This is a genomic window from Methylobacterium sp. J-067, from assembly GCF_022829465.1.
In the GTDB taxonomy this organism is placed as follows: Bacteria; Pseudomonadota; Alphaproteobacteria; order Rhizobiales; family Beijerinckiaceae; genus Methylobacterium; species Methylobacterium litchii.
Map to the genome: position 1 here is coordinate 169,723 of NZ_JAKSXZ010000058.1, position 20,613 is coordinate 190,335.

Below are 20,613 nucleotides of genomic sequence, written 5' to 3' on the forward strand. Positions count from 1 at the left end.
TCACGCCTTCCAGATCTTGTCGACCGTGTCCTTCACCGCATCGGTGAGGGCGACGTCATAGACCAGCATCTCGTGCACCGCCTTCACCGAGCGGAGCCGTTCCGCGAGGGCGACGGTCTCGGCCGGCAGGGGGGTGGCGGCGGGGACGGGGATGTCCAGGCCCAGCCGGTCGATGAGGGTCGAGGCGAAGGCCTCGAACCGCTCCCGGTGGCCGACGATGCCCACGCGAGCGATCACCTCGATGGCGGCGATCGAGTGGCCGGGGAACAGCCGGTCCTCCGGCATGCGGGTGGCGAGCTGGCGGATCAGCGGGTTGTAGAGCAGCCGGTAGGCCGGCTCGGGCAGCATGCGGAAGTAGCGCTTCAGGCTGCGCAGGTCGGTCAGGTCGTAATCCGCCGAGAACAGCGCGGCCTCCGCGAGGGGGCCAAGGCGCCAGCGCCGGGACGGGTCCGCCCCCTCGGCCGCCCGGCTGCGCAGCCACAGCATCCGCATCGCCATCTCGACATAGGGATCCTGGACCAGGATGCTGGTGAGCATCATGTCCGGCATCATGAAATGCTCGTAGCGGGGTACGATCAGCGCCCCGGACAGGAACAGCGAGGGCATGATCTGGCTGCCGAGAATGCTGGTCAGCACCTCGTCGGTCAGCCGGTGCAGGCCGAAATGGCTGTGCCGGAAGAACGGGAACAGGGCCGTCTGGAACGTGGTCTCGGGCTCGATCCCGGTGTTGATGAGCAGGAAGCGCTGCTGCACCATCCCCTCGTCGGGCAGGCGGCGGTAGACCCGGACGTTGGTGTCGGAATCGTAGAGTTCGAGGTCGGCCATCCCCGTGATGCCGGGCACCTCCTCCTCGGTGAGGCGGAAGGTACACTGGCCGGTGGAGTGCCAGCCGAACTGCTTGAAGTTCTCGTCCACCAGGGCGGCGGGCACGTCCGCGATGCGCCGCCCCCCGGCCGAGACGGCGACCCGGCTGACGGCGAGGGGATTGTCCGGCACGATCCAGCCCTGGATCAGGTTGCCCGTATCGCAATCGATGTGGAAGCGCATGCTCCGAAACTCAGCCCACCGGAACCGGGTCCGGGCCTCGGCCGGTGCTCGGCGACGGATTACAGGAGCGGGCGGGTCTCCACAATACGAGACGCCCCCAGCGGGCAATCGGGAAAACCGGCTTGCGCCCCCCGCCGCCAGCGGCTATAGCCCCCGCCCACCGGCACCCAACGGTTGCCGGCCCGGACTCGTCGCTCGGTGGAAGGGCAGACCCTTGACAGGGTCGGGCCAATCTTCGAGACGCTTTCGATCCGGCTGGACTGTTTCGAAGCGTTTGGATTCCTCGTATCCGAACGGTCGAGATGGAGACGTAGCACAGCGGTAGTGCATTCCCTTGACATGGGAAAGGTCACAGGTTCGATCCCTGTCGTCTCCACCATCCGTCCACGCTCAGGGCATAAGTGAGCCCGGCGGCGCCGAAGCCCTCAGAATCGCCATCACCGCCTCCGGTGAGATTGGGCAGCCGGCCGGCACGATGACCTTCACGGCCAATTCATCGATGGCCGGCATCCGGTCCCCCGTCAGCCGCGCCGAGGCCAGCCGCGCGAGATAGATCGCGTTGAGGCGGATCGTGATGAACCGGCTGTCGAGGACGCGGCCCCGATAGACGTAGGCGACATGGTCCGTCGGCCCGGGACGGCCGACGAGGGACGGATCCGGCTGGTAGGGACTGGCCTCAACGAAATCGACCGCGATCGGCGCGGCGCACTCCGCGACGCGCATCGTGAGGGGTCCGGCGGCAGCGCGCGGCCACAGCCCTCCCATGCCGAGGTCGACGGGGCCGCCGGAGGCTTCCCAGCCGTCCCGATGGGCGGGCGGCGCCTGGCGCCGGGAGACCTCGACCCGGACCACCACCGACGCGACGACGAGGGCGCAGAGCAGCGCGAGGCCGCCCCGCGCCCAGGGGGTCAGCGGTGCGGCATGGGCCGGCATGCGCCTCTCTCCACGCAGAGCAGGATGGGAACGATGGCGGCCGCGACGGAGCCCAGCGCCACCACGGTCGCGCCCGATCCGTCGTGCCAGAACAGGTAGGCCTCCCGCGAGGGCAGCATCGCCAGGATGCGCGTGACGTTGACGGCGACCACGAGGCAGGCGCTCACGCCGAGGGCGCGGGCGGCCGCCGCATCCGCCGGGTGCCGGGCGATCTTCAGGATCGAGAGCCAGATCAGCACCGTCAGCGACAGGTTGTGGAACGAGGAGCACCCTTCCAGGAGGACGACCGACCAATCGCCGCGCACGGAGATCCGGGCGCCGTCGACGGCGATGCCGTCGAAGAGCAGGCGTCCGAACCGCTGGATGACGGCGACCTCGAACACCTCGATCAGCTGGTAGGCGAGCTTGAAGAGCAACTTGCCCCACAGTTCGTAGACCGACAGCGCGAGCCACATGTGGCTGAGGTCGCGCAGGAGCCGGTCGGACCGTCTCGCGAGGAGGAACCACATCCCGGCGAGGGTCGTGGCCAGGTAGACGCCGTGATGCTCCGGCACGAACCACGCCAGCGCGGCCACAAGCAGGACCACGAGGTCGCCGCGGCCGAGGACGGCGCGGGGGCCGGCGAGGACCAGCGACACGCAGGCCGCCAGCCCGAACGCTTCACCGATGTTGAATTCGACGAGACGCTGTGCGGTCTGCGCGGCTTCGAGCAGGTGCCGTTGCGCGACGGCGGACAGGACGGTGCCGCAGGCGAAGACCAGCAGGGCGCTGCCGCCCGCTCCGAGCCGTGCGGCGGCGCTCCCGCCGCGCAGGGCCGCGACCCTCACGCCACACGCGGGGTTGCGCGATCACGCCGCCGCCGCAGGATCGCGACGGTCGCCCCGACCAAGAGCAGGGCGAGGCCGGCATTCACCTCGGGCGAGGGGGCTCCGCCGGAGCCGCCTCCGCCGAGGCTCGCCCCGCCGCCGCCGCCGGAACTCACTTCGAGCAGGACCGCCCCGAAGGACCGGCTCGGCGTCCGGTTCACCGCAGCCCCATCCTGAAAACCGCCGGACGCCGGGGCGGCAAGGGCACGCGTGACGGCGAGGGGCGAACCGGAGAGGAACAGACGCGGGTCGGCGCCGACGGCATGATCGACCGACAGGCTCGATGAAGGATTGCCGCTTCCGGCAGTCACGGGACTGCACAGGCACAGCCCAACTTCATTGAAAAAGCACGTACCTACGTAGTTCATGACAAAAACTCAGATAAAATGTCATGATGACACTAATCTTCCGAAGTGAAATCAGTCGCAACCCTTAAGCGTCGTTAACGATGATGAGTCACAGGTAAGTTTAACGGACGATCGCGGCGCAACACACGAATGGCCGAGCTTTGGCGAGTCCTGAGATGGAATCGCGGCACCAATACTGGCGCGCGGGCCGCGGAAACGACAAAGCCCGCCGCGGCGGGGGCCGGGCGGGCTGCGAGGATACGGGCCTGGGCTCAGGCCGCGTGCGTCAGATCAGATAGACGGTGCCGGCGGCCTTGAAGGCCTTGGGGCAGTTGCTGCCATCGACGAGCCTCTGCGCCTCGGCGAGCGTGAGCTGCCGTGACATCGCCACCTCCGCGAGGGTCATCCACTTGCTGGTCATGCCGGGTCCTCCTGTTCCGCGTTTCCCGCTTAACGAGGATGGACGGGTTTTGTTCACGGCCGGGAGGGCCGGTCACTCCGCCGCGCGCAGGGCGGGGGGCGCCTGCGGGTCCGCCGGCGTCGGATCGTCGAGGGCCGCGTCGACATCGTCCGGCTTGTCCCGGAAGGACAGGCGGTGCGCCAGCCGGTCGAGGTAGATGTAGATCACCGGGGTCGTGAAGAGCGTCAGGATCTGGCTCACCGCGAGGCCGCCGACCATGGCGTAGCCGAGCGGCTGCCGGATCTCCGAGCCGGTGCCGGTGGCGAACATCAGCGGGATGCCGCCGAGCAGGGCCGCCATCGTGGTCATCAGGATGGGGCGGAAGCGCATCAACGCCGCCTGCCGGATGGCCACCTCCGGGGTCAGGCCCTCCTCGCGCTCGGCCACGATGGCGAAGTCGACCAGCATGATGCCGTTCTTCTTCACGATGCCGATGAGGAGGATGATGCCGATCAAGGCGATCAGGCTGAAGTCGAACCCCGCCGCCATCAGCACTGCCAGGGCGCCGACGCCCGCGGAGGGCAGGGTCGAGAGGATGGTGATCGGGTGGATGAAGCTCTCGTAGAGGATGCCGAGGATCAGGTAGACCACGAACAGCGCCGCCAGGATCAGCAGCGGCACCGTCGAGAGCGATTGCTGGAACGCCTGCGCGGTGCCCTGGAAGCCGCTCGTCACGGTGGCCGGCACCTGCAGGTCCCGCATCGCCCGGCCGATCGCCTCCGTGGCCTGTCCCAGCGCCACGTCGGGGGCGAGGTTGAAGCTAATCGTCACCGCCGGGAACTGGCCCTGGTGGTTCACGGCGAGCGGCGCCACTGGATCGGTCGTCCAGCGGGCGAAGGCCGCCAGCGGCACCTGCCCGCCGCCGACCGGCGCCTTGATGTAGATCTTGTCGAGGCTCTCGACGCTGCCCTGCAGGGCCGGCAGCACCTCCATCACCACGTGGTAGCTGTTCAGCTGGGTGAAGTACTGCGCGATCTGGCGCTGGCCGAACGCGTCGTAGAGCGTGTCGTCGATGAGCTGGGGCGTGATGCCGTAGCGCGAGGCGGCGTCGCGGTCGATCGACAGCGTGAGCGTCGTGCCGCGTGTCTGCTGGTCGGTGGCGACGTCGCGCAGTTCGGGCAGGGTCTTCATCGCGTCGAGGATGCGCGGTGCCCAAGTGTTCAGCTCGGCGAGGTCCGGGTCCTGCAGCGTGTATTCGAACTGCGTCCGCGAGGTCCGGCCGCCGGTGCGCACGTCCTGGGTCGCCTGGATGAAGGTGCGGATGCCCTCCACCCGCTCCAGCTGCGGCCGCAGCCGGCTGATCACCTGGAACGCGTTGGCGTCGCGCTCGTCGCGGGGCTTGAGGGCGATGTACATGCGCCCGGAATTGAGCGCCTGCCCGTTGCCGCCGAGCGACATGCCGAGCCCGGCCACCGCCGGATCGGCCTGGACGATGGCGCCGACCTTCTCCTGCAGCGCCTTCATCGCCGAGAACGAGATGTCCTGCCCCGCCTCGGTGACGCCGATCATGAAGCCGGTGTCCTGCTGCGGGAAGAAGCCCTTCGGGATCGCCACGAACAGGTAGCCGGTCAGCCCCAGCGTGGCGAAGAAGACGAGGAGCGTGACGCGGCGGAAGCGCAGGGCGACGTCCAGCGCGTCGGCATAGGCCGCGAGCAGCCCGTCGAACGCGGCTTCGCTCATCCGGTAGAGGCGGCCGTGGCGCTCGGCCGAATGCGGCTTGAGGAGCCGCGAGGCCATCATCGGCGTGAGCGTCAGCGAGACGAAGGCCGAGACCGCGATGGTCATCGACAGGACGACGGCGAATTCCCGGAACAGGCGGCCGATGATCCCGCCCATCAGGAGGAGGGGGATCAGCACCGCGATCAGCGAGACCGAGATCGAGACGATGGTGAAGCCGATCTCGCCCGCGCCCTTGAACGCGGCCTCCATGGGCCGCATCCCCTCCTCGATGTAGCGGCTGATGTTTTCCAAGACGACGATGGCGTCGTCCACCACGAAGCCGACCGAGATGGTCAGGGCCATCAGGGAGAGGTTGTCGAGGGTGTAGCCCGCCATCCACATCAGCGCGCAGGCGCCGAGCAGGGCCAGCGGCACGGTCACGCTCGGGATCACCGTCGCCCAGAAGCTGCGCAGGAAGACGAAGATCACGCCGACGACCAGCGCGATGGTCAGGATCAGGGTGAACTGCACGTCCTCCACCGAGGCGCGGATCGTCTGGGTCCGGTCGCTGAGGACGCCGATCGTGATGGCCGTCGGCAGGGTGGCGGTCAGGCGCGGCAGCTGCTCCTTGATGCTGTCCACCGTGTCGATGACGTTGGCGCCGGGCTGCTTGAACACCACGAGGAAGATGCCGCGCTTGCCGTTGGTCCAGCCCGCCTGCTTCGTGTCCTCCGGGCCGGCGACCGACTGGCCGATGTCGCGCACGCGCAGGGGGGCGCCGTCGCGATAGGCGATGATAACGTCGTTCCAGTTCTGCGCGGCGGTGAGCTGGTCGTTGGCGTAGATCGTGTAACTGTGGCTGCCGCCGTCGATGCTGCCCTTCGGGTTGTTGACGGTGGTGAGCGTCAGCTGCGCGCGCACGTCCTCCAGGGACAATCCCTTGGCGACGAGCTTGGCGGGGTCGATCTGGATGCGCACGGCCGGCTTCTGCTGGCCGCCGATGAACACCTGCGCGACGCCGGAGATCTGGCTGATGCGCTGGGCGAGTTGCACGTCCACCGCGTCGTCCACGTCGATCAGCGGCATGGTGTCGGAGGTCGCCGACAGCAGCAGGATCGGCGAATCGGCCGGGTTCACCTTGCGGTAGGTCGGCGGGGTCGGCAGGTTCTTCGGGAGCTGGCCGCTGGCGGCGTTGATCGCCGCCTGGATGTCGCTCGCCGCGCCGTCGATGTTGCGGTTCAGGTCGAACTGCACCGTGACCGTCGAGATGCCGAGCGAACTCGTCGAGGTCATCTGCGAGACGCCGGGGATCTGCGAGAACTGCCGCTCCAGGGGCTGCGCGACGGACGAGGCCATCGTCTCCGGGCTCGCGCCGGGGAGCTGGGCCGTCACCTGGATGGTCGGGAAATCCACCTGCGGCAGGGGCGCGACGCCGAGCAGCGGATAGGCCACCACCCCGAGGAACAGGTTGCCGACCATGATGAGCGTGGTCGCGACCGGGAACCGGATGAACGGCGCCGAGATCCCGCCCTTCGTCACCGGATCGTCTCCGTCGGCGTCAGCGCCTGCGCGGTGTGGGCGGCGCCGTGCGGATCGGCCACGAGGCTGCCCTCCTGCACCTTGTACTGGCCGGCGACGATCACCTGCTCGCCGGGCTGGAAATCCCCGCTGAGGATCCGGGTCCGGCCCGAATCCGAGCGCCCCGCCTTCAGCGGACGCGGGTGCGCCCGGCTCGCGTCGTCCACGACGAAGGCGAACAGGCCGTCCGGCCCGTGCTGGATCGCGTTGTCGGGGACGGTCGTGGCCTGAGCCACCGTGCCGACGCGCATCTTGGTCGAGACCGACAGGCCCGGCCACAGGGCGTGGGTCTTGTTCTCGTACACGGCCTTGAGGCGGATCGTGCCGGTCGCGGTGTCGACCTGATTGTTGAACAGGGCGAGCTTGCCGTCCGCGAGCTTGGTGAGCCCGTCCGACGACCATGCCTCCACCGGCACGTCGCCGGCCTTCAGGGCCGCCGTGATCGCGGGCAACTGGTCCTCCGGCGCCGTGAAGACGACGAAGATCGGCTCCACCTGTGTGATCGTCACGATCGGGGTCTGCCCCGCCGCCGTGACGATGTTGCCGATATCGACCTGCCGGAAGCCCGTGACGCCGTCGATGGGCGCGCGGATCGAGGCGTAGCCAACCTGCGTCGTGGCGTTGTCGATGGCGGCCTGATCGGAGGCCACCTGCGCGGTCAATTGGGCGACCAGGGCGGTCTGCGTCTCCAATTGCTGCCGGGAGGCGTAGGCGCCGAGGCCGGCATAGCGCGTCTGGTCGGCCTTGGCGTTGCCGAGATTGGCCGTGTCCTGGTCCTTCTTGGCCTTCGCCTGATCCAGCGCCGCCTGATAGGGGCGCGGATCGACCTGCACCAGGAGGTCGCCCTTGTGGACCGTCTGGCCCTCGCGGAAGGCGACCTGCTGGATCTCGCCGTCGACGCGGGTGCGCACCTGGACGGTGTTGTAGGCCTGCACGGTGCCCAGCCCGTTCGTCACCAGGGCGAAGGGCCCCCGCTCGACCATCCCGAGGGTGACGGGCACGGGCAGCGCGACGTTCGTCTTGGCCTTCGCCGGGGGCTGGGACCAGCGGGTGTAGCCGTAGGCGCCGCCGCCCGCCCCGACGAGCAGGAGCAGGATCAGCCAGCCCGCACGGGATCGTTTCGGTGCGGGGCCCGTCGCCGGAGCGCGCGCGTCGCCGTCGCCCCGATGCGCCGTCGCCGCGTCCGGTCGAGGGGCGTCGCGCTCATGCCCGTCTTCACTCAGCATCCGCCGGTTTCCGCCCGTTGATCCGTCCGCCCCGCGAACTGCAAGTATTCTGCATGCAATCGCAGACTTGTCACAGTTCGGTGTCCGGGATGTTTCTGGGGCGTCGGCGGCCTCAGGACGGGCCGGTCTCCAGGCGGTAGACCTCGAAGACCGTATCCCGCCACCGGAACCAGCGCTGGCCCGTCATCCGGTCGAATCCGTTGATGCGGCCGGACTTGGCGATGGACCTGACCAGGCGATTGGCCAGGGCCACGCTGTCGATGTCGTAGGCGATCAATTCCGGAGGGCGCCGGATGTCGCCCTTCCGTTCCTGGATGAAGATCGAGTGCGGCATGTCTGTCACCGGCAAACGACGTCGTGCCGGTCAACATACAACTTGTGAGCGAGTTCAGACGCGCCCTCGATGCGGTTAAGGAAGCGTCACGCGCCCATGTTCAGGCCGGCAGGACCACCACTTTCGTCTTCACCGGGGTGCGGGCGTAGAGGTGGATCATGTCCTGGCTGAGCAGGCCGACGCAGCCGCTGGTGATGCCGCTGCCGATCGTCTCCGGGTCGCTCGTGGCGTAGATCGTATAGAGCGTGTAGGCGCCGTTCTGGTAGAGGTGCAAGGTGCGGGCGCCCAGTGGATTGTCGAGGCCGCCCGGCATGCCGCGGGCGTATTTCGCGGCCTCCGGCTGACGCTTGATCATCTCCTTCGGCGGCGTCCAGACCGCCCATTCGGACTTGCGGCCGACATAGGCGTCGCCGCTCCACAGGAAGCCGTCGCGCCCGACATTGGCGCCGTAGCGGGTCGCCGCGCCGCCGTCCTCGACCCGGTAGACGTAGTAGTTCTTCGGATCGACGATGATCGTGCCGGGCGCCTCCTTCGTCTCGTAGGCGACCGTCTTGCGGTAGTATTTCGGATCGACCTTGGCGATGTCGACCGCCGGGATCGGGAACTTCTCCTGCGGCAGCGGCCCGTAGAGGCTCGCCGCCTCGGCGAGGCTCGTCGAGTCGGAGGTCTTGCAGCCGCCGAGCGCCAGGGTGCCGAGGCCCATGGCCGAGCCGGCCAGGAACGACCGGCGGTCGAGCCGCCCGTGCGATGCGGCGCCGCCGCGTGCGGGGGCGCTGCCCCTCCGCCAATCCAGGATCATGGTCGTCGTCGTCCCGTGTGCGGCCTGCCGGCCTAAGTCCCCACGGGGTAGAGCCTGCCGCCGCCCGGTTCAATTGACAAGCTTGTCGCTCGCGCCGGCTCCCCAGCCTCGGCCGGGGTGAGATAGGCCATGGCCTCCGTCCGCCCCCGCAGGGGCGCCCGGCTCACCTCCCGCCAAGGCCCGACGCCCTCGCCGTCGCCGGCGGCCGCGAGGACGGCCTCCGAGACGAGGATCGGGACGCCATGCGTCTTCGTCGCCTGCTCCAGGCGGGCGGCGACGTTCACCGTGTCGCCGAGCACGGTGAATTCCAGGCGCATGTCCTCGCCGATGATGCCGCAGAACAGGTCGCCGTAATGGATGCCGACGCCGATCCGGATCGGCGCCCGGTCCTCGCTCCGGGCGTTCCAGCGCTCGATCACCGCGACGAGGTCCCGGGCGAAGGCGAGCGCCCGGGCTGCGTCGTCCGGACGCGGCTCGGGCAGGCCGAACACGATCAGGGCGCCGTCCCCGATGAACTTGTCGACCACCCCGCCGCGCAGGCGGGCGACGCGCATCACCCGGCGCCGGAACGCCGTCAGGAACTGCGAGAGGGCGTGCGGATCCAGGGTCTCGGCGAGGGCGGTGGAGCCGCGCATGTCCACGAAGGCCACGGCGGCGTTCTGCCGCCGCCCGGCGCGCAGGCTGTCGTCCTCGTCGGCGAGGCGGTCGGACAGTTCCTCCGGCAGGAAGCGGGCGAGGTTGGCCCGGCGCCCGGCCTCGCGGATCGCGGAGGCCGCCAGCACCACGAGGAGCACGACGAGGGCCGCCACGGTGATCCAGATGGCGAGGGCGATCCGGGAGACCAGCGCCTGCCGGGCATCGAGCAGGGCGGCCTCGTGGGCCTCCATCTCGCGGATCAGGGCGCGGATCGCATCCATGGTGCGCTTGCCCTGGCCCTCGCGCACGAGACGGGCGCTGCCCGCCGCGTCGCCGCTCCGGCGCAGGGCGACGCTCGCGTCGAGATCCCCGTCGAACCGGGCCGCGAGGTCCCGCAGGCGGTCGAGCTGGGCGAGTTGTTCGGGATTGTCCCGGACGAGGTCGCGCAGGCGGTCGAGGTCGCGGTGGAAGGCGGCGCGGCCCGCCAGGAACGGCGCGAGGAACGCCTCGTCCCCGCTGATCACGTAGCCGCGCTGCCCGGTCTCGGCGTCCTGGAGCGCCGACAGGGCGCGGGCGAGGCGCCCGTCCACCTCGATCGTGTGGCGCACCGCGTCGCTGCCGTGCTGCTGGTACAGGAAGCCGGCGACGGCGAAGGCGGTCATCAGGATCAGGGCGGCGAAACCCGCGCTCATCCACGTGACGGTCCCCGACCGCACGATGGTGAAGCGCAGCATCGCGGTCCAGAAACGATTCACGACAGAAGCCCCTCGGCATCCGGGCAGCCAAGCCGGGCCGGACCCTTCGGTTCCTCAGGCGGCGCTCACCGTCTCGCGAGGAGGTGCTCCTCGGCACCGTCGCCGCCGTAGCGGTCCCACAGCTGTGCGCAGGTCTCCGAAGGCCGGTCGCGGAACGCCCGCGTCTCGGCGTCGAGGACCCGCTGCAGGCCGACCGAGCGCTTCAGGGTGAAGAAGTCGGCGTGGTTCAGGTGGTTGGCATGGGAGAAGGCGCGGAAGCCTTCGGTGTCGACCCGCAGGTCGGGGCAGTGGCGCGAGGCCATGTCGGCCTCGATCCCGGCGCGCAGGGCCGGCGGGTCGCTCTGCAGGGCGGCGCGATGCGCCTCCGCCCAGGAGCCGAAGGCGGCCCAGCCGCCGAGGCAGAGCAGGAGGGGGGCGAGGGTTCTCTCCATGTGCGGTCCCGCCACGACGTTCGCACCACAAAGCGCCGCCTCGCGGTGGGTTCGACCTGAACCGGATGAGGGGGCGTCCTCTGTGTGGGCGCACACCTCGGCGGAATGCGATGCAAGACGAGGACCGATCTCGCAACCGCCGAGGTTGCGGGCTATCACGTTCCCGTCGGGCACCGCCCGGGATCGGGCAGGGCAAACCGTGATGCGGACGTCGTTGGGTCTCAATGGCCTGCTGGGAGGCGCGATCGGCGTCATCGCGCTGGTGTCGATCCTGAGCAGCAGCGCGGTCCTGATCACGCGCAGCCGGCTGCAGACGGCGACGGACGCCCGCGAGCATTCGGATCAGGTGATCCGGGGGCTCGATGCCTTCCGCGCGGCGATGCTCAACCAGGAGACCGGGCTGCGCGGCTACCTGATCACCGGGCGCCCGAGCAGCCTGGAGCCGTATCAGGCCGGACGCCGGAGCCTGGACGACGCGGTCGGCCGCCTGCGGAGCCTCGTCGGCGGCGACGGCGACCGCACCCGGATGCTCGCGGATGCGGTGACGGCGGCGCGCGGCTGGCAGGCCGACATCGCGGAGGCGGCCCTCCGCAAGGGCGCCGACCCGGCCCAGCGGGCGGAGGCGATCGGCCTGGAGGCGGACGGGCGCGGCAAGCAGCTCTTCGACCGCCTGCGCGCGGAGCTCGCCGCCATCGAGGGCCTGGAGGAGGCGGCCCGCGCCGACCTCTCCCGGCGGGTGGCGCAAACCCAGCGCGACGAGGATTTCGCGGTCTGGGGCGGCACGCTGCTCACCCTGCTGATCTGCATCGGCCTCGGCATCGCCATCAACCGCCTCGTGGTGCGTCCGCTGCTGCGGGTGATGGCCTATGTCGAGCGGGTCGGGGAGGGCGACCTGACCGGGCGGATCGAGGGTCAGGCGGACGGGGAGGTCGGCCGGCTCGCCGCCACGCTGCACGCGACGGTGACGGGCCTGTCGGATTTCGCCCGCACGAACCGGGCGGCGACCGCCGACCTCAACGCGGCGGCGGCCGAGATCCGCGCCTCGGCACAGGAGCAGGCGGCCTCCGTCGAGGAGCAGTTCGCCGCCGTGCAGGAGACCGCCGCCACGGTGGACGAGATCACCCATTCCGGCGCGCAGATCTCGAAGCGCGCCAGCGAGGTCATCGCCACCGCGCAGGCCACGGCCAGGACCTCGCGGCAGGGCCTGCGCGCGGTCTCCGACACCGCCCAGGCGATGGATGCGATCCGCGAGCAGGCCGAGGCCGTGGCCGGCAACATCGTCGGGGTCTCGGAGAAGACCCAGGCGATCGGCGAGATCATCGAGAGCGTCAACGACATCTCGGAGCGCACGCATCTCCTGGCGCTGAACGCGGCCATCGAGGCGGCGGCGGCGGGCGAGAGCGGGCGCAGCTTCGCGGTGGTGGCCTCGGAGATGAAGCTGCTGGCCGACCAGGCGAAGGCGGCCACGGGCCAGGTGCGGGCGATCCTCGGGGAGATCCAGCGGGGCATCAACACGTCGGTGATGCTCACCGAGGAGGCGGTGAAGCGCTCAGCGGCGGGCAAGACGCGCTCGGATACGACCCAACGCGCCATTGAGGAAATTGCTGGCAGAGTCGAGGAAGGCGCGCAGGCATTCCAGCAGGTCATCGCCTCGACGAACCAGCAGCAGCTCGGGATCGAGCAGGTGATGGGGGCACTGCACAACATTCGTGAGGCGAGCCAGCAGACGGCGGCGGGGACGCGTCAGGTCGAGACCGCTTCGGCCAACATAACCGAGCTCGCTCAAAAGTTAATGATGCTCGCGGAGCGTTATCGACATTGAAATTTGCAACGCCTTTATTCGATCTCAGTGATGGCCGTGGGAACGCTTATGATGTATGCGGAACTTTCGGTGTGAGCGGATGCCTCGTTTACGTAATCCACCGGGTGCAGTCACACGCGGTTGACCTGCAGGTGGTGTCAGAGAGCCTTGGGCCATAGCAGGAGTCGGCACGGTAAGCTGACCATTTTGGAACTTCATTTCAAAGCTCAGCCAGGCGACAGCAGCCAGGACAGTGATCGCCCCCAGGCGGCGCATTTGCATCCAACATCCTCAACGACGCGCTCTTGAAAGTTCAAGGCATACGGATCAGTCCGCAAGCCCCGTGCCGGCTTGAATGGCTTGCTAATCCGTCACGCTTCCAGTCATTGCGTATCCCACCATGCCGATCCGGCGCAAAATGGCTTATTTCTTTAATATAACTCCAGTCTGTGTCGTAGCCGAATTAGACGAGCATACAACTTTATAAACGGCATCGTTATAGTCATAATCGTCCGAACTACCGCCCATGTCATTCCAATAGAAGGTCAGTGTCTTCCCGGCCGCTTCGCTGCAGTTGACGGCAGCATAAGTCGGCAGCGCCGTCAGGCAGGCCCCGCTTTTTAGGGAACTGGACGAGCCAGAGACGAGGACTTGAAGACTACAATCCTTGGTCACCGACGAGTATGCCTGTGAACTAGGCGGCATCAAATGCGAGTAAAACCAATGTGTTGTGCCCTGGGCGGCGCTGTAGCCGTTGCGGCCATAACTGGAAATGCCACCCGTTACGTTTTTGAGCGCAAAGCCCATTTTCTGACCGGCGGTGATGGTAGTCGTCACGGTTTTGGTGTTATTCGAGCTGACGTTTGAATAAAGCAACGTGAGAGCTGAGCTAGTTGGCACGCTTCCATCGCTTGGCACAACATACCAATAGATGTAATTCGCATCTGCCGCACTGCTGGCGAAGCCCGAAAGCGTCGAGGAAATCGTGTAAGTTGCGTTCTGCGCCGTGGCCGTCACCTTGACCGTTGTCGAGCTGGTCACCAATTTCATCAAGGTGGTCGGCATGGCCGACGTAGCAGCCACCGTCATGGTGTAGAGTGTCGCGTTGCCACTCGTTGTCGTGCCCGGCGTCGCCGTGTAAGTCACCCCGCTATTCGCAGTGAGTTTGGCGACGGCACCTGCCATATAGTTCTGCGCCACTGTCGTTGCGGTCGAACTCGACGACGACGATGTGTAAGCACTCGCCCCCGCCAGAGCTGCAAAGTCCACGGCAGCCTGGAGCTGAGCGCGTAGATCCACCGCCCGCATCATATCGAGGCCGGCGCCTGCAAACAGCGTCAGGGGAATCAAGGCGACGGCTAGCCAGAGAGCAAAGATGCCACGGCGGTCACGCCGAAAGGTCAAGATAAGGTCGAGCTGCGGGAAGCGCATACAGTTGATCCAAACTTTGAGGGGGTTCAGGTGCTGTATGTGACGGCCACGCCGTTGCGCGGGCGCGCCAACGCGGTACCGGTCAAAGCGAAACTCGAACCCACCGGGAAGGAGATCGGGAGGCTCAGGGTGTAGGTGGCACAAACCACGATGGCGCTGTCGCCGCTAGCGGTGACTACACTCTTGGCGAGCGTTGCCGCGGTAGTTATGGCCGCGACGCTTCCACAGGTTGTATCGGTCCAGGCGATCGCCGGCGCGGAAGTTGTGCTGGAGTAGTTGACGCTAGCCACCGAAATTTTGAGTGTTGTGCTGGGGAGCGGCTGTATCGATAGCTTCCCCGCTGTACAGAAATCAGCCATGACACTGGCGCTGACGCTGTCCTGCTGAGAGACAAGGTCGGCGAGATTGCGGGCCGCGGCGACGGTGAGCATCTTGGCACGCGCCAGCAGATAGCATTGCACGCTGCCGAAGCAGGCCGTGAGCATGAACGGCAGGACCAGGGCAAACTCAACCGCGCCCAACCCGCGGCGGTCGGCCGTAAAACGGCTGAGTAACGCACGCATCAGTAGCTCTCGTTTTGGAAGGCAAGCGTCGTCATGATCAGAATATTTCCGCCAAAACCTGCTGCTTTAAGAAGCGAGGAGAAAAAGGCGGGTTTACTGTAGGCGACTTGCACCAGCATGTCCGAACCGGAACTACCAGTGTTGAAGCCGGTGCTAGCTAACGTGCTAGTGCTCGATACGGCGATGACGCTGAGAGCAGAGAAGCTTGACCCCGATTGGACGTTGTAGGTGATGCTAGCGCACGGAATGACCGGCATTTTGGCGCAGATTGCAGCTTTGAAAGTCGCTTCAGTTGCCGAGCCGGTTCGGATCAGGCGGCTGGCATCGCGCACGGCGTTGTCGAGTGTGCTCTCCATCATCAAGCAGAGCCCGACTTCGATCCACGCACATAGGATCAACAGGAAAACAGGCGCAAGCAAGCCGAACTCGATGGCTGTGACGCCACTTCGATCGCGATGGATGCCCAGATCAGGTCGGAAGCGGTACACGTCCGGGGCCACCTTTAGACCACGCGATCTTATATATGTGAGAAATTTTCCCACATTTAGAGAAGGCGAAAAAATCTTGCCAAGCTGTTAACATTCGACGCCGCATGCGTCGCCTTTCACAGAAACGGACGATTTCTTGGGCCTTGAAAAGCACGAGGATCGGAAGGTTTGATCCGACCGACTCTATGGCGCACTTTGCCGAACGATTAATGCGTGACTGCTTTTGGGGTGTTCCTGTAACGGCTTAGGTGGCTGAGTTGGGTCTGATGCGGTAGGACCGCTGTGGGTGGTTTTTTGCCTGTCCGCTTCAAGGCCCAACAGACCGAGAAGCGGACGCTTCATTGCGCAAACTGCGGCCGTATGGCTACGCTGCGCGAACCGTGGCGAGGAACCGCCCGACCTCGGCAGCCAACTGCTCGGACTGACGCGACAGCTCCGAGGCTGCCCCAAGGACTTGGCTCGCCGCCGCACCAGTCTCTTCCGCAGCGCTCGCCACTCCCGCGATGTTGCTGGTTACCTCACTCGTCCCCATTGCAGCCTGGCTGACGTTCCTTACGATCTCCTGCGTCGCCGCTCCTTGTTCCTCCACCGCCGCCGCGATCGAGGTGGCCACGCCGCTAATCTCGCGGATCCGTCCCGTGATGCCGTCTATGGAGGTCACGGCTTGGCTCGTGGAAGCCTGAATACGCGCGATCTGTGAGGAAATTTCGTTCGTCGCCTTGGCAGTTTGCTCGGCCAAAGCCTTAACCTCTGCGGCCACGACCGCGAAGCCTTTGCCCGCCGCTCCCGCGCGCGCTGCCTCAATAGTTGCGTTGAGCGCAAGGAGGTTCGTTTGCCCCGCGATGTTCGAGATCAAGCCGACGACATCGCCAATCCGAGAAACGGCCGCGCTGAGTTCCTGCACCAAGGTACCGGTTTGATCGGCCTCGTCGACCGTACGTTGTGCCAGTTCAGCCGAGCCAGCAACCTGACGCCCAATCTCCTGAACCGACGAGCCGAGTTCTTCAGCGGCGGCTGCCACCGTGTTGACGTTCGACGCCGCTTCCTCGGCTGCCGCAGCCACGGTCGTCGACTGGCTGGCCGTCTCAGTTGCAGTCGCCGTCATCGTCTGCGCGGTGGCCTGCAATTCAGTTGCGGAGGATGACACCATACTGATGATGCCGCCCACAGCGGCTTCGAAGCCGTCAGCCATGTGTCGCATGCCGGCCTTGCGCTGCTCCTCGGCTGAAGCTCGCGCCAGGGCGGTAGCCTCTTCGAGGTTACGGGTTCGGATCAAGTTTTGTCGAGACGCCTCGACGGCGGTGGCGATGGCTCCAATTTCGTTCGTGCGGGCGAGATAGGGAACCTCGGCTGACGCATCGCCTGCGGATAGCACGCGCATCCGCTGTACCAGTCGATCAAGTGGGTGCGTCAGACCGGCGAGCACGTAGGCAAGACCGCTCAAGCCGACGGCCATGGCGAGACCGCAGAGTAGTCCTGTCAGCCACCGTGCTTGACGATAGGTGCTGGCCGCCGCCGCCGTCGCGTCATCGCCACCCTGCGTATTGAGGGCCGTATCCTGATCGAGGATCTTGAGCCCGGCATCATATGCATCGCGGCTCGCGATAAAGAGTTCATTGCGATGAACCAGATCGCCAGCCTTCACTGCAGCTGTGAACGTCCCACGAATATCGAGATACTTGGCCCAAGCCTCACGATAAGCGTCCCAAAGCGCACGCTCTTGCACGCTAGAAATCATGCCTTCGTACCGTCTCGCCGTCGCCTCGACGTCGGCGAGACGGCTCGCGGTTTGGCGCTCCAGATCGGCGATCGTGTCGACGCCGATCATGTAGCGGGAGTCGACGATCCGCAAGCGGACAACCCTGTACTTGAGCTCGCCCAGCTCGCGGACGCTTGGAAGCCAATTGCTGGAAAGTTCGAGTGCTCTTTCATTTGCCGAGGCGAGTTGCCACAGCCCGAGCGCACCCTGCCCTAGAATTGCAAGCGCGAGGCCTACGACGAGACCAATGATGGTATGTTTGACACGGAAGTTCACGGCGAGACCAGCCCCCCAAATGATGCCGAAGACTACTCTATTATAATTAACATTTCACTAATCGCGGTCACTCATTGAATTTACCAATACGCATAGACAGATATACAGTATGGCCTGCGTACGGTGCATTCAAATGGAGCTAATCGCTATCGCATTCAGCGTCCGATTAAGATCATGGGGCCGAAGTACGCCCCTGCTCATGTGATATTGCCGGATAGCGAATGGCTGCTTTGGAGAAGCGCCGCCAGAGGTTTGAGCGGCCGAGTTGGGTCGCAAGCCGAATGCCTGCTTGGGGTGGAAAGCAGTCTTGCCGCTTTGAGCACCACACAGCCGCGAAGCGGACTATCGTTAGCTGCTCGATACTACCTGAGGCACGCATCAGCAGAACGGCCTCTCAATCAATGAGCAAAGGCCGGTACAACCTTCCGTCCGAAGGCCTCGATGAACGCAGCCTGATCGCCCGCGACCTGATGCACAATGATCTCGGCGGGGCCTAGCTCGGCGAGTTCGGCGAGCCACGCCGTCTGGCGGCCGAGATCCTCGGAGATGCGCACGTAGCCCGGTACATCCTCCGCCCGCACAAAGCGCGAGGCGGTGTCGAAATCCTCCGGCAGGCGCAGGTCCCAGTTCACGTCGCCCTCCAGCATGTTGCTCGCCCATTGGTCATGGGCCAGGGCTAGGGCCCGGGACGGATCGGGATCCCAGCAGACCTTCGTCTGCAGGAAGATCGGCTTGCCCGCGCCTCCTCCCTCGCGGAACGCGTCGAAGACCTTGCGCAGCTTGGCCGGGTCGATCCCCACCGTCGCGAGGCCGTCGGCCCAGCGTGCGACCTGTCGGGCGGTCTCTGGGGTCACCGCGCCGGCGATCAGCAGCGGCGCGCGCTCGGGCCGGGAATACAGCTTGGCATCGACCACGGTCACCCGCCCGCGATGGGTCACGGTCTCTCCGGCGAAGAGGGCACGGATGACGGCGGCGCACTCGGCCAGCCGGGCGGTCCGCTCCGCCTTCTCCGGCCAGGGCAGCCCGGTGACGTCCTCGTTGAGGCGCTGGCCCGAGCCCAGCGCGAGCCACAGCCTCTGCGGGAACATCTCGGACAGCGTCGCGGCCGACTGCGCCAGGACCGCCGGATGGTGGCGGTAGCCGGGGGCCGTGATGATCCCGAACGGCAAGCGGGTCGTCGCCAGCGCCGCGCCGAGCCACGACCACGCGTGGCCCGAATGACCCTGCTTGAGGCTCCAGGGGCGGAAGTGCTCCGAGGACATGGCGCAGGCAAAGCCCGCCGCCTCCGCGGCCTGGACGTAGCCCAAGAGCGCCGAGGGCGCATGCTGCTCGTGCGAGACGTGATAGCCGATCCGTGTCACAGTGTTTGCCCTCTTGTTCCCTTGATACCGTTCACGCTGCGATCGTCGGCGCGCGCCGGGTGTCGGTTTCCCGCAGGGTCCGGTCGGCGTAGGTGCCCTGCACGGCGGCACGTCCCCCGTGCTCGTAGAGGTCGAGCATCAGCGCGGAGTGGATCAACCCGAGATGGCTGAACGCCTGCGGGAAGTTGCCGAGGAATGCGCCGTCCTCCCCGGTCTGCTCCGCGATCAGCCCGACATCGTTCTGAAGCACCCGCAGGGCGGCGAAGCGGGTCCGGGCCTCGACCTCCCGGCCGAGCCACAGGAGCGCATCCACCAGCCAGAAGGCGCAGAGGACGAAGGTCCCCTCCTTGCCGGGAAGGCCGTCGTCGTTCTTGTACCGGTAGACGAGCTGGCCATGGCCCAGGCGCTCGATGATGACATCGACCGTGCGGGCGAAGACGGCCTCGTCGACGGGGAAGCCCACCATCGGTGCGATGAGCAGGGCCGCGTCGACATCCCCGCCCCCGGCATATTGCGGGTAGTAGCCGTCCGCATGCACCGCCTCGCCGTTGACGAAGGCGACGATGCGATCCCGCTCGGCGCACCAGCTCTCCCGGGGGCCGAACAGGCGGATCGCCCGATCCAGGGCCACCCAGTTCATGATCGCCGCGTGCAGGTAGCGCTGCTCCGGCTTCCTCGGCTCCCACAGCCCCGCATCGGGCTCATGCCAGTGGGCGGCGGAGATGTCCGCCAGCCGCGCCCCATGCCCATGCAGGCCCTCGGGCAGGGTGCCGCCGAGGCGCTCGTAGAGATAAAACAGGTCGAGCACTTGGCCGTAGGCGTCGGCCTGATGCTGGTCGGCCGCGCCGTTGCCGTGGTGGACGGGCCCCGATCCGCGCCAGCCCTCGAAGTGCTCGACCACGGTCTCTTCCAGGTCGGCCTCCCCGGAGATGCTGTAGAGCGGCTTAAGCTGTCCCTCCTCCCGGTCGCACAGGGCGCAGACGAACTCGAAGAACCTTTCCGCCTCGCGGGACATGCCGAACTTCTTGAGGACGTAGAAGGACAGGCAGGCGTCCCGGATCCAGCAGAAGCGGTAATCCCAGTTGCGGATCCCGCCGACCTCCTCCGGGAGGGACGTCGTGGCCGCCGCCACGATCGCCCCGGTGGGCCCGTACGTCAGGGTCTTGAGCACGAGGGCCGACCGCATCAACTCGTCGGCCAGCGGGCCGACATAGGCGGAGTCCCGCGTCCACAGGGCCCAGGTCCGGCGCACGTCCTCCATCAAGGCGTAGGCGTCCGGCGGCGTCGCGGGCGGCTCGCCGAGATACAGGGCGAAGGACCGGCTCTCGCCACCCGACAGGGTGAAGCGCGCGACCCCCACCCCGTCCTCGGTCTCGAACCGGGCGTCGGTGGAGAGGCTGGGGCATCCCTCGGCGGTGATGCGGCCGTCACGCACCGTCAGCGGCGCGAAGGTCTCCGCGAAGCCGGCCAGGGGGCGGTAGGCCGCGATCATGGGGACAGATCCCGATAGTCCCACGATGAGGCGCACAAGCCGCGGGCGCCCCTGGCCGCCCTCCGGACCGACCATGAAGTCGTAGAGGTGGACGAAGCCGTCCGCCGTGGTGAAGGTCGTTTGCAGGATGTTGGTGCGGCTGAGGTATTGCCGCGCCGTCTCGTAGTCACCCTCGGGGCGAACGACGAAGTACCCGCCCCGCCGGCGGTCGAGCAGCCGCGAGAAGGTCGGGTCGGAATCGAACCGCTCCAGGCAAGCCCAATCCAGGGATCCATCCCGGGCCACCAGGGCACAGCCTTCGCAATTGCCGAGCAGCGCGTAGGCTTCGATCGGTTGATAGGCACGGTCTTCGGGCACAGGCATGGCGGCTC

The 20,613-nt window shown here is 66.9% G+C and carries 18 protein-coding genes and 1 tRNA gene; 2 read left to right on the top strand and 17 right to left on the bottom strand.

The genetic code is table 11. The annotated features are described in order from the left end of the window. On the bottom strand, positions 1-1,047 hold the full coding sequence (locus MKK52_RS06300) for a hypothetical protein (RefSeq protein WP_243952960.1): 1,047 nt from the start codon (positions 1,045-1,047) through the stop codon (positions 1-3). 304 nt (positions 1,048-1,351) lie between these two features. Here MKK52_RS06300 and MKK52_RS06305 point away from each other — a divergent pair. Further along, positions 1,352-1,426: transfer RNA gene (locus MKK52_RS06305), tRNA-Val, on the top strand. Positions 1,427-1,437: 11 nt separating this feature from the next. On the opposite strand, the gene MKK52_RS06310 is transcribed toward MKK52_RS06305, so the two are convergent. From MKK52_RS06310 to MKK52_RS06350, 10 genes are all read right to left on the bottom strand, one after another. After that, entirely contained in the window at positions 1,438-1,980 is a 543-nt protein-coding gene (locus MKK52_RS06310; protein WP_243952961.1) for a hypothetical protein, read from the bottom strand. After that, on the bottom strand, positions 1,956-2,807 hold the full coding sequence (locus MKK52_RS06315) for a hypothetical protein (RefSeq protein WP_243952962.1): 852 nt from the start codon (positions 2,805-2,807) through the stop codon (positions 1,956-1,958). Before MKK52_RS06315 ends, MKK52_RS06310 begins: the two co-directional genes overlap by 25 nt. Further along, positions 2,804-3,157, bottom strand: a complete 354-nt coding sequence (locus MKK52_RS06320; RefSeq protein ID WP_243952963.1) for a hypothetical protein — start codon at positions 3,155-3,157, stop codon at positions 2,804-2,806. The genes MKK52_RS06315 and MKK52_RS06320 overlap by 4 nt, the downstream gene beginning before the upstream one ends. 322 nt (positions 3,158-3,479) lie before the next feature. Further along, positions 3,480-3,614, bottom strand: a complete 135-nt coding sequence (locus tag MKK52_RS26875; RefSeq protein ID WP_279597657.1) for a hypothetical protein — start codon at positions 3,612-3,614, stop codon at positions 3,480-3,482. A gap of 72 nt (positions 3,615-3,686) precedes the next feature. Next, entirely contained in the window at positions 3,687-6,791 is a 3,105-nt protein-coding gene (locus MKK52_RS06325) for an efflux RND transporter permease subunit (protein WP_243953001.1), read from the bottom strand. Positions 6,792-6,847: 56 nt separating this feature from the next. Beyond that, positions 6,848-8,116: an efflux RND transporter periplasmic adaptor subunit gene (locus MKK52_RS06330; RefSeq protein WP_243952964.1), complete on the bottom strand. Its 1,269-nt coding sequence runs from the start codon at positions 8,114-8,116 to the stop codon at positions 6,848-6,850. Positions 8,117-8,228: 112 nt separating this feature from the next. Then, on the bottom strand, positions 8,229-8,450 hold the full coding sequence (locus MKK52_RS06335; protein WP_243952965.1) for a hypothetical protein: 222 nt from the start codon (positions 8,448-8,450) through the stop codon (positions 8,229-8,231). A 100-nt stretch (positions 8,451-8,550) separates the two neighbouring features. Beyond that, the gene (locus tag MKK52_RS06340) at positions 8,551-9,249 is read right to left on the bottom strand and encodes a L,D-transpeptidase (protein ID WP_243952966.1); all 699 of its coding nucleotides are present in this window, start codon (positions 9,247-9,249) and stop codon (positions 8,551-8,553) included. A gap of 32 nt (positions 9,250-9,281) precedes the next feature. Then, positions 9,282-10,640 carry a CHASE3 domain-containing protein gene (locus MKK52_RS06345; RefSeq protein ID WP_243952967.1) on the bottom strand — a complete coding sequence of 453 codons (1,359 nt, stop codon included), beginning with the start codon at positions 10,638-10,640 and terminating at the stop codon, positions 9,282-9,284. Positions 10,641-10,705: 65 nt separating this feature from the next. Next, complete coding sequence (locus MKK52_RS06350; RefSeq protein WP_243952968.1) at positions 10,706-11,071, bottom strand: hypothetical protein; 366 nt, start codon at positions 11,069-11,071, stop codon at positions 10,706-10,708. 202 nt (positions 11,072-11,273) lie between these two features. On the opposite strand from MKK52_RS06350, the gene MKK52_RS06355 reads away from it, so the two are divergent. Beyond that, complete coding sequence (locus MKK52_RS06355; protein WP_243952969.1) at positions 11,274-12,893, top strand: methyl-accepting chemotaxis protein; 1,620 nt, start codon at positions 11,274-11,276, stop codon at positions 12,891-12,893. A gap of 402 nt (positions 12,894-13,295) precedes the next feature. On the opposite strand, the gene MKK52_RS06360 is transcribed toward MKK52_RS06355, so the two are convergent. The 6 genes from MKK52_RS06360 to MKK52_RS06385 all read right to left on the bottom strand — a co-directional run bounded on the left by MKK52_RS06360 (position 13,296) and on the right by MKK52_RS06385 (position 20,605). Continuing rightward, positions 13,296-14,303 (bottom strand): TadE/TadG family type IV pilus assembly protein, encoded by a 1,008-nt coding sequence (locus MKK52_RS06360; RefSeq protein ID WP_243952970.1) that lies wholly within the window; start codon positions 14,301-14,303, stop codon positions 13,296-13,298. 26 nt (positions 14,304-14,329) lie between these two features. Further along, positions 14,330-14,866 carry a TadE/TadG family type IV pilus assembly protein gene (locus MKK52_RS06365; protein ID WP_243952971.1) on the bottom strand — a complete coding sequence of 179 codons (537 nt, stop codon included), beginning with the start codon at positions 14,864-14,866 and terminating at the stop codon, positions 14,330-14,332. Further along, the gene (locus tag MKK52_RS06370; RefSeq protein WP_243952972.1) at positions 14,866-15,354 is read right to left on the bottom strand and encodes a TadE/TadG family type IV pilus assembly protein; all 489 of its coding nucleotides are present in this window, start codon (positions 15,352-15,354) and stop codon (positions 14,866-14,868) included. Before MKK52_RS06370 ends, MKK52_RS06365 begins: the two co-directional genes overlap by 1 nt. Before the next feature lie 364 nt (positions 15,355-15,718). Next, positions 15,719-17,389 (bottom strand): methyl-accepting chemotaxis protein, encoded by a 1,671-nt coding sequence (locus MKK52_RS06375; protein ID WP_243952973.1) that lies wholly within the window; start codon positions 17,387-17,389, stop codon positions 15,719-15,721. Between the two features lie 398 nt (positions 17,390-17,787). Next, positions 17,788-18,750, bottom strand: coding sequence for a TIGR03885 family FMN-dependent LLM class oxidoreductase (locus MKK52_RS06380; protein WP_243928151.1), 963 nt, complete (start codon positions 18,748-18,750; stop codon positions 17,788-17,790). 31 nt (positions 18,751-18,781) lie between these two features. Beyond that, complete coding sequence (locus MKK52_RS06385) at positions 18,782-20,605, bottom strand: glycoside hydrolase family 15 protein (RefSeq protein WP_243952974.1); 1,824 nt, start codon at positions 20,603-20,605, stop codon at positions 18,782-18,784. Positions 20,606-20,613 lie beyond the last annotated feature (8 nt).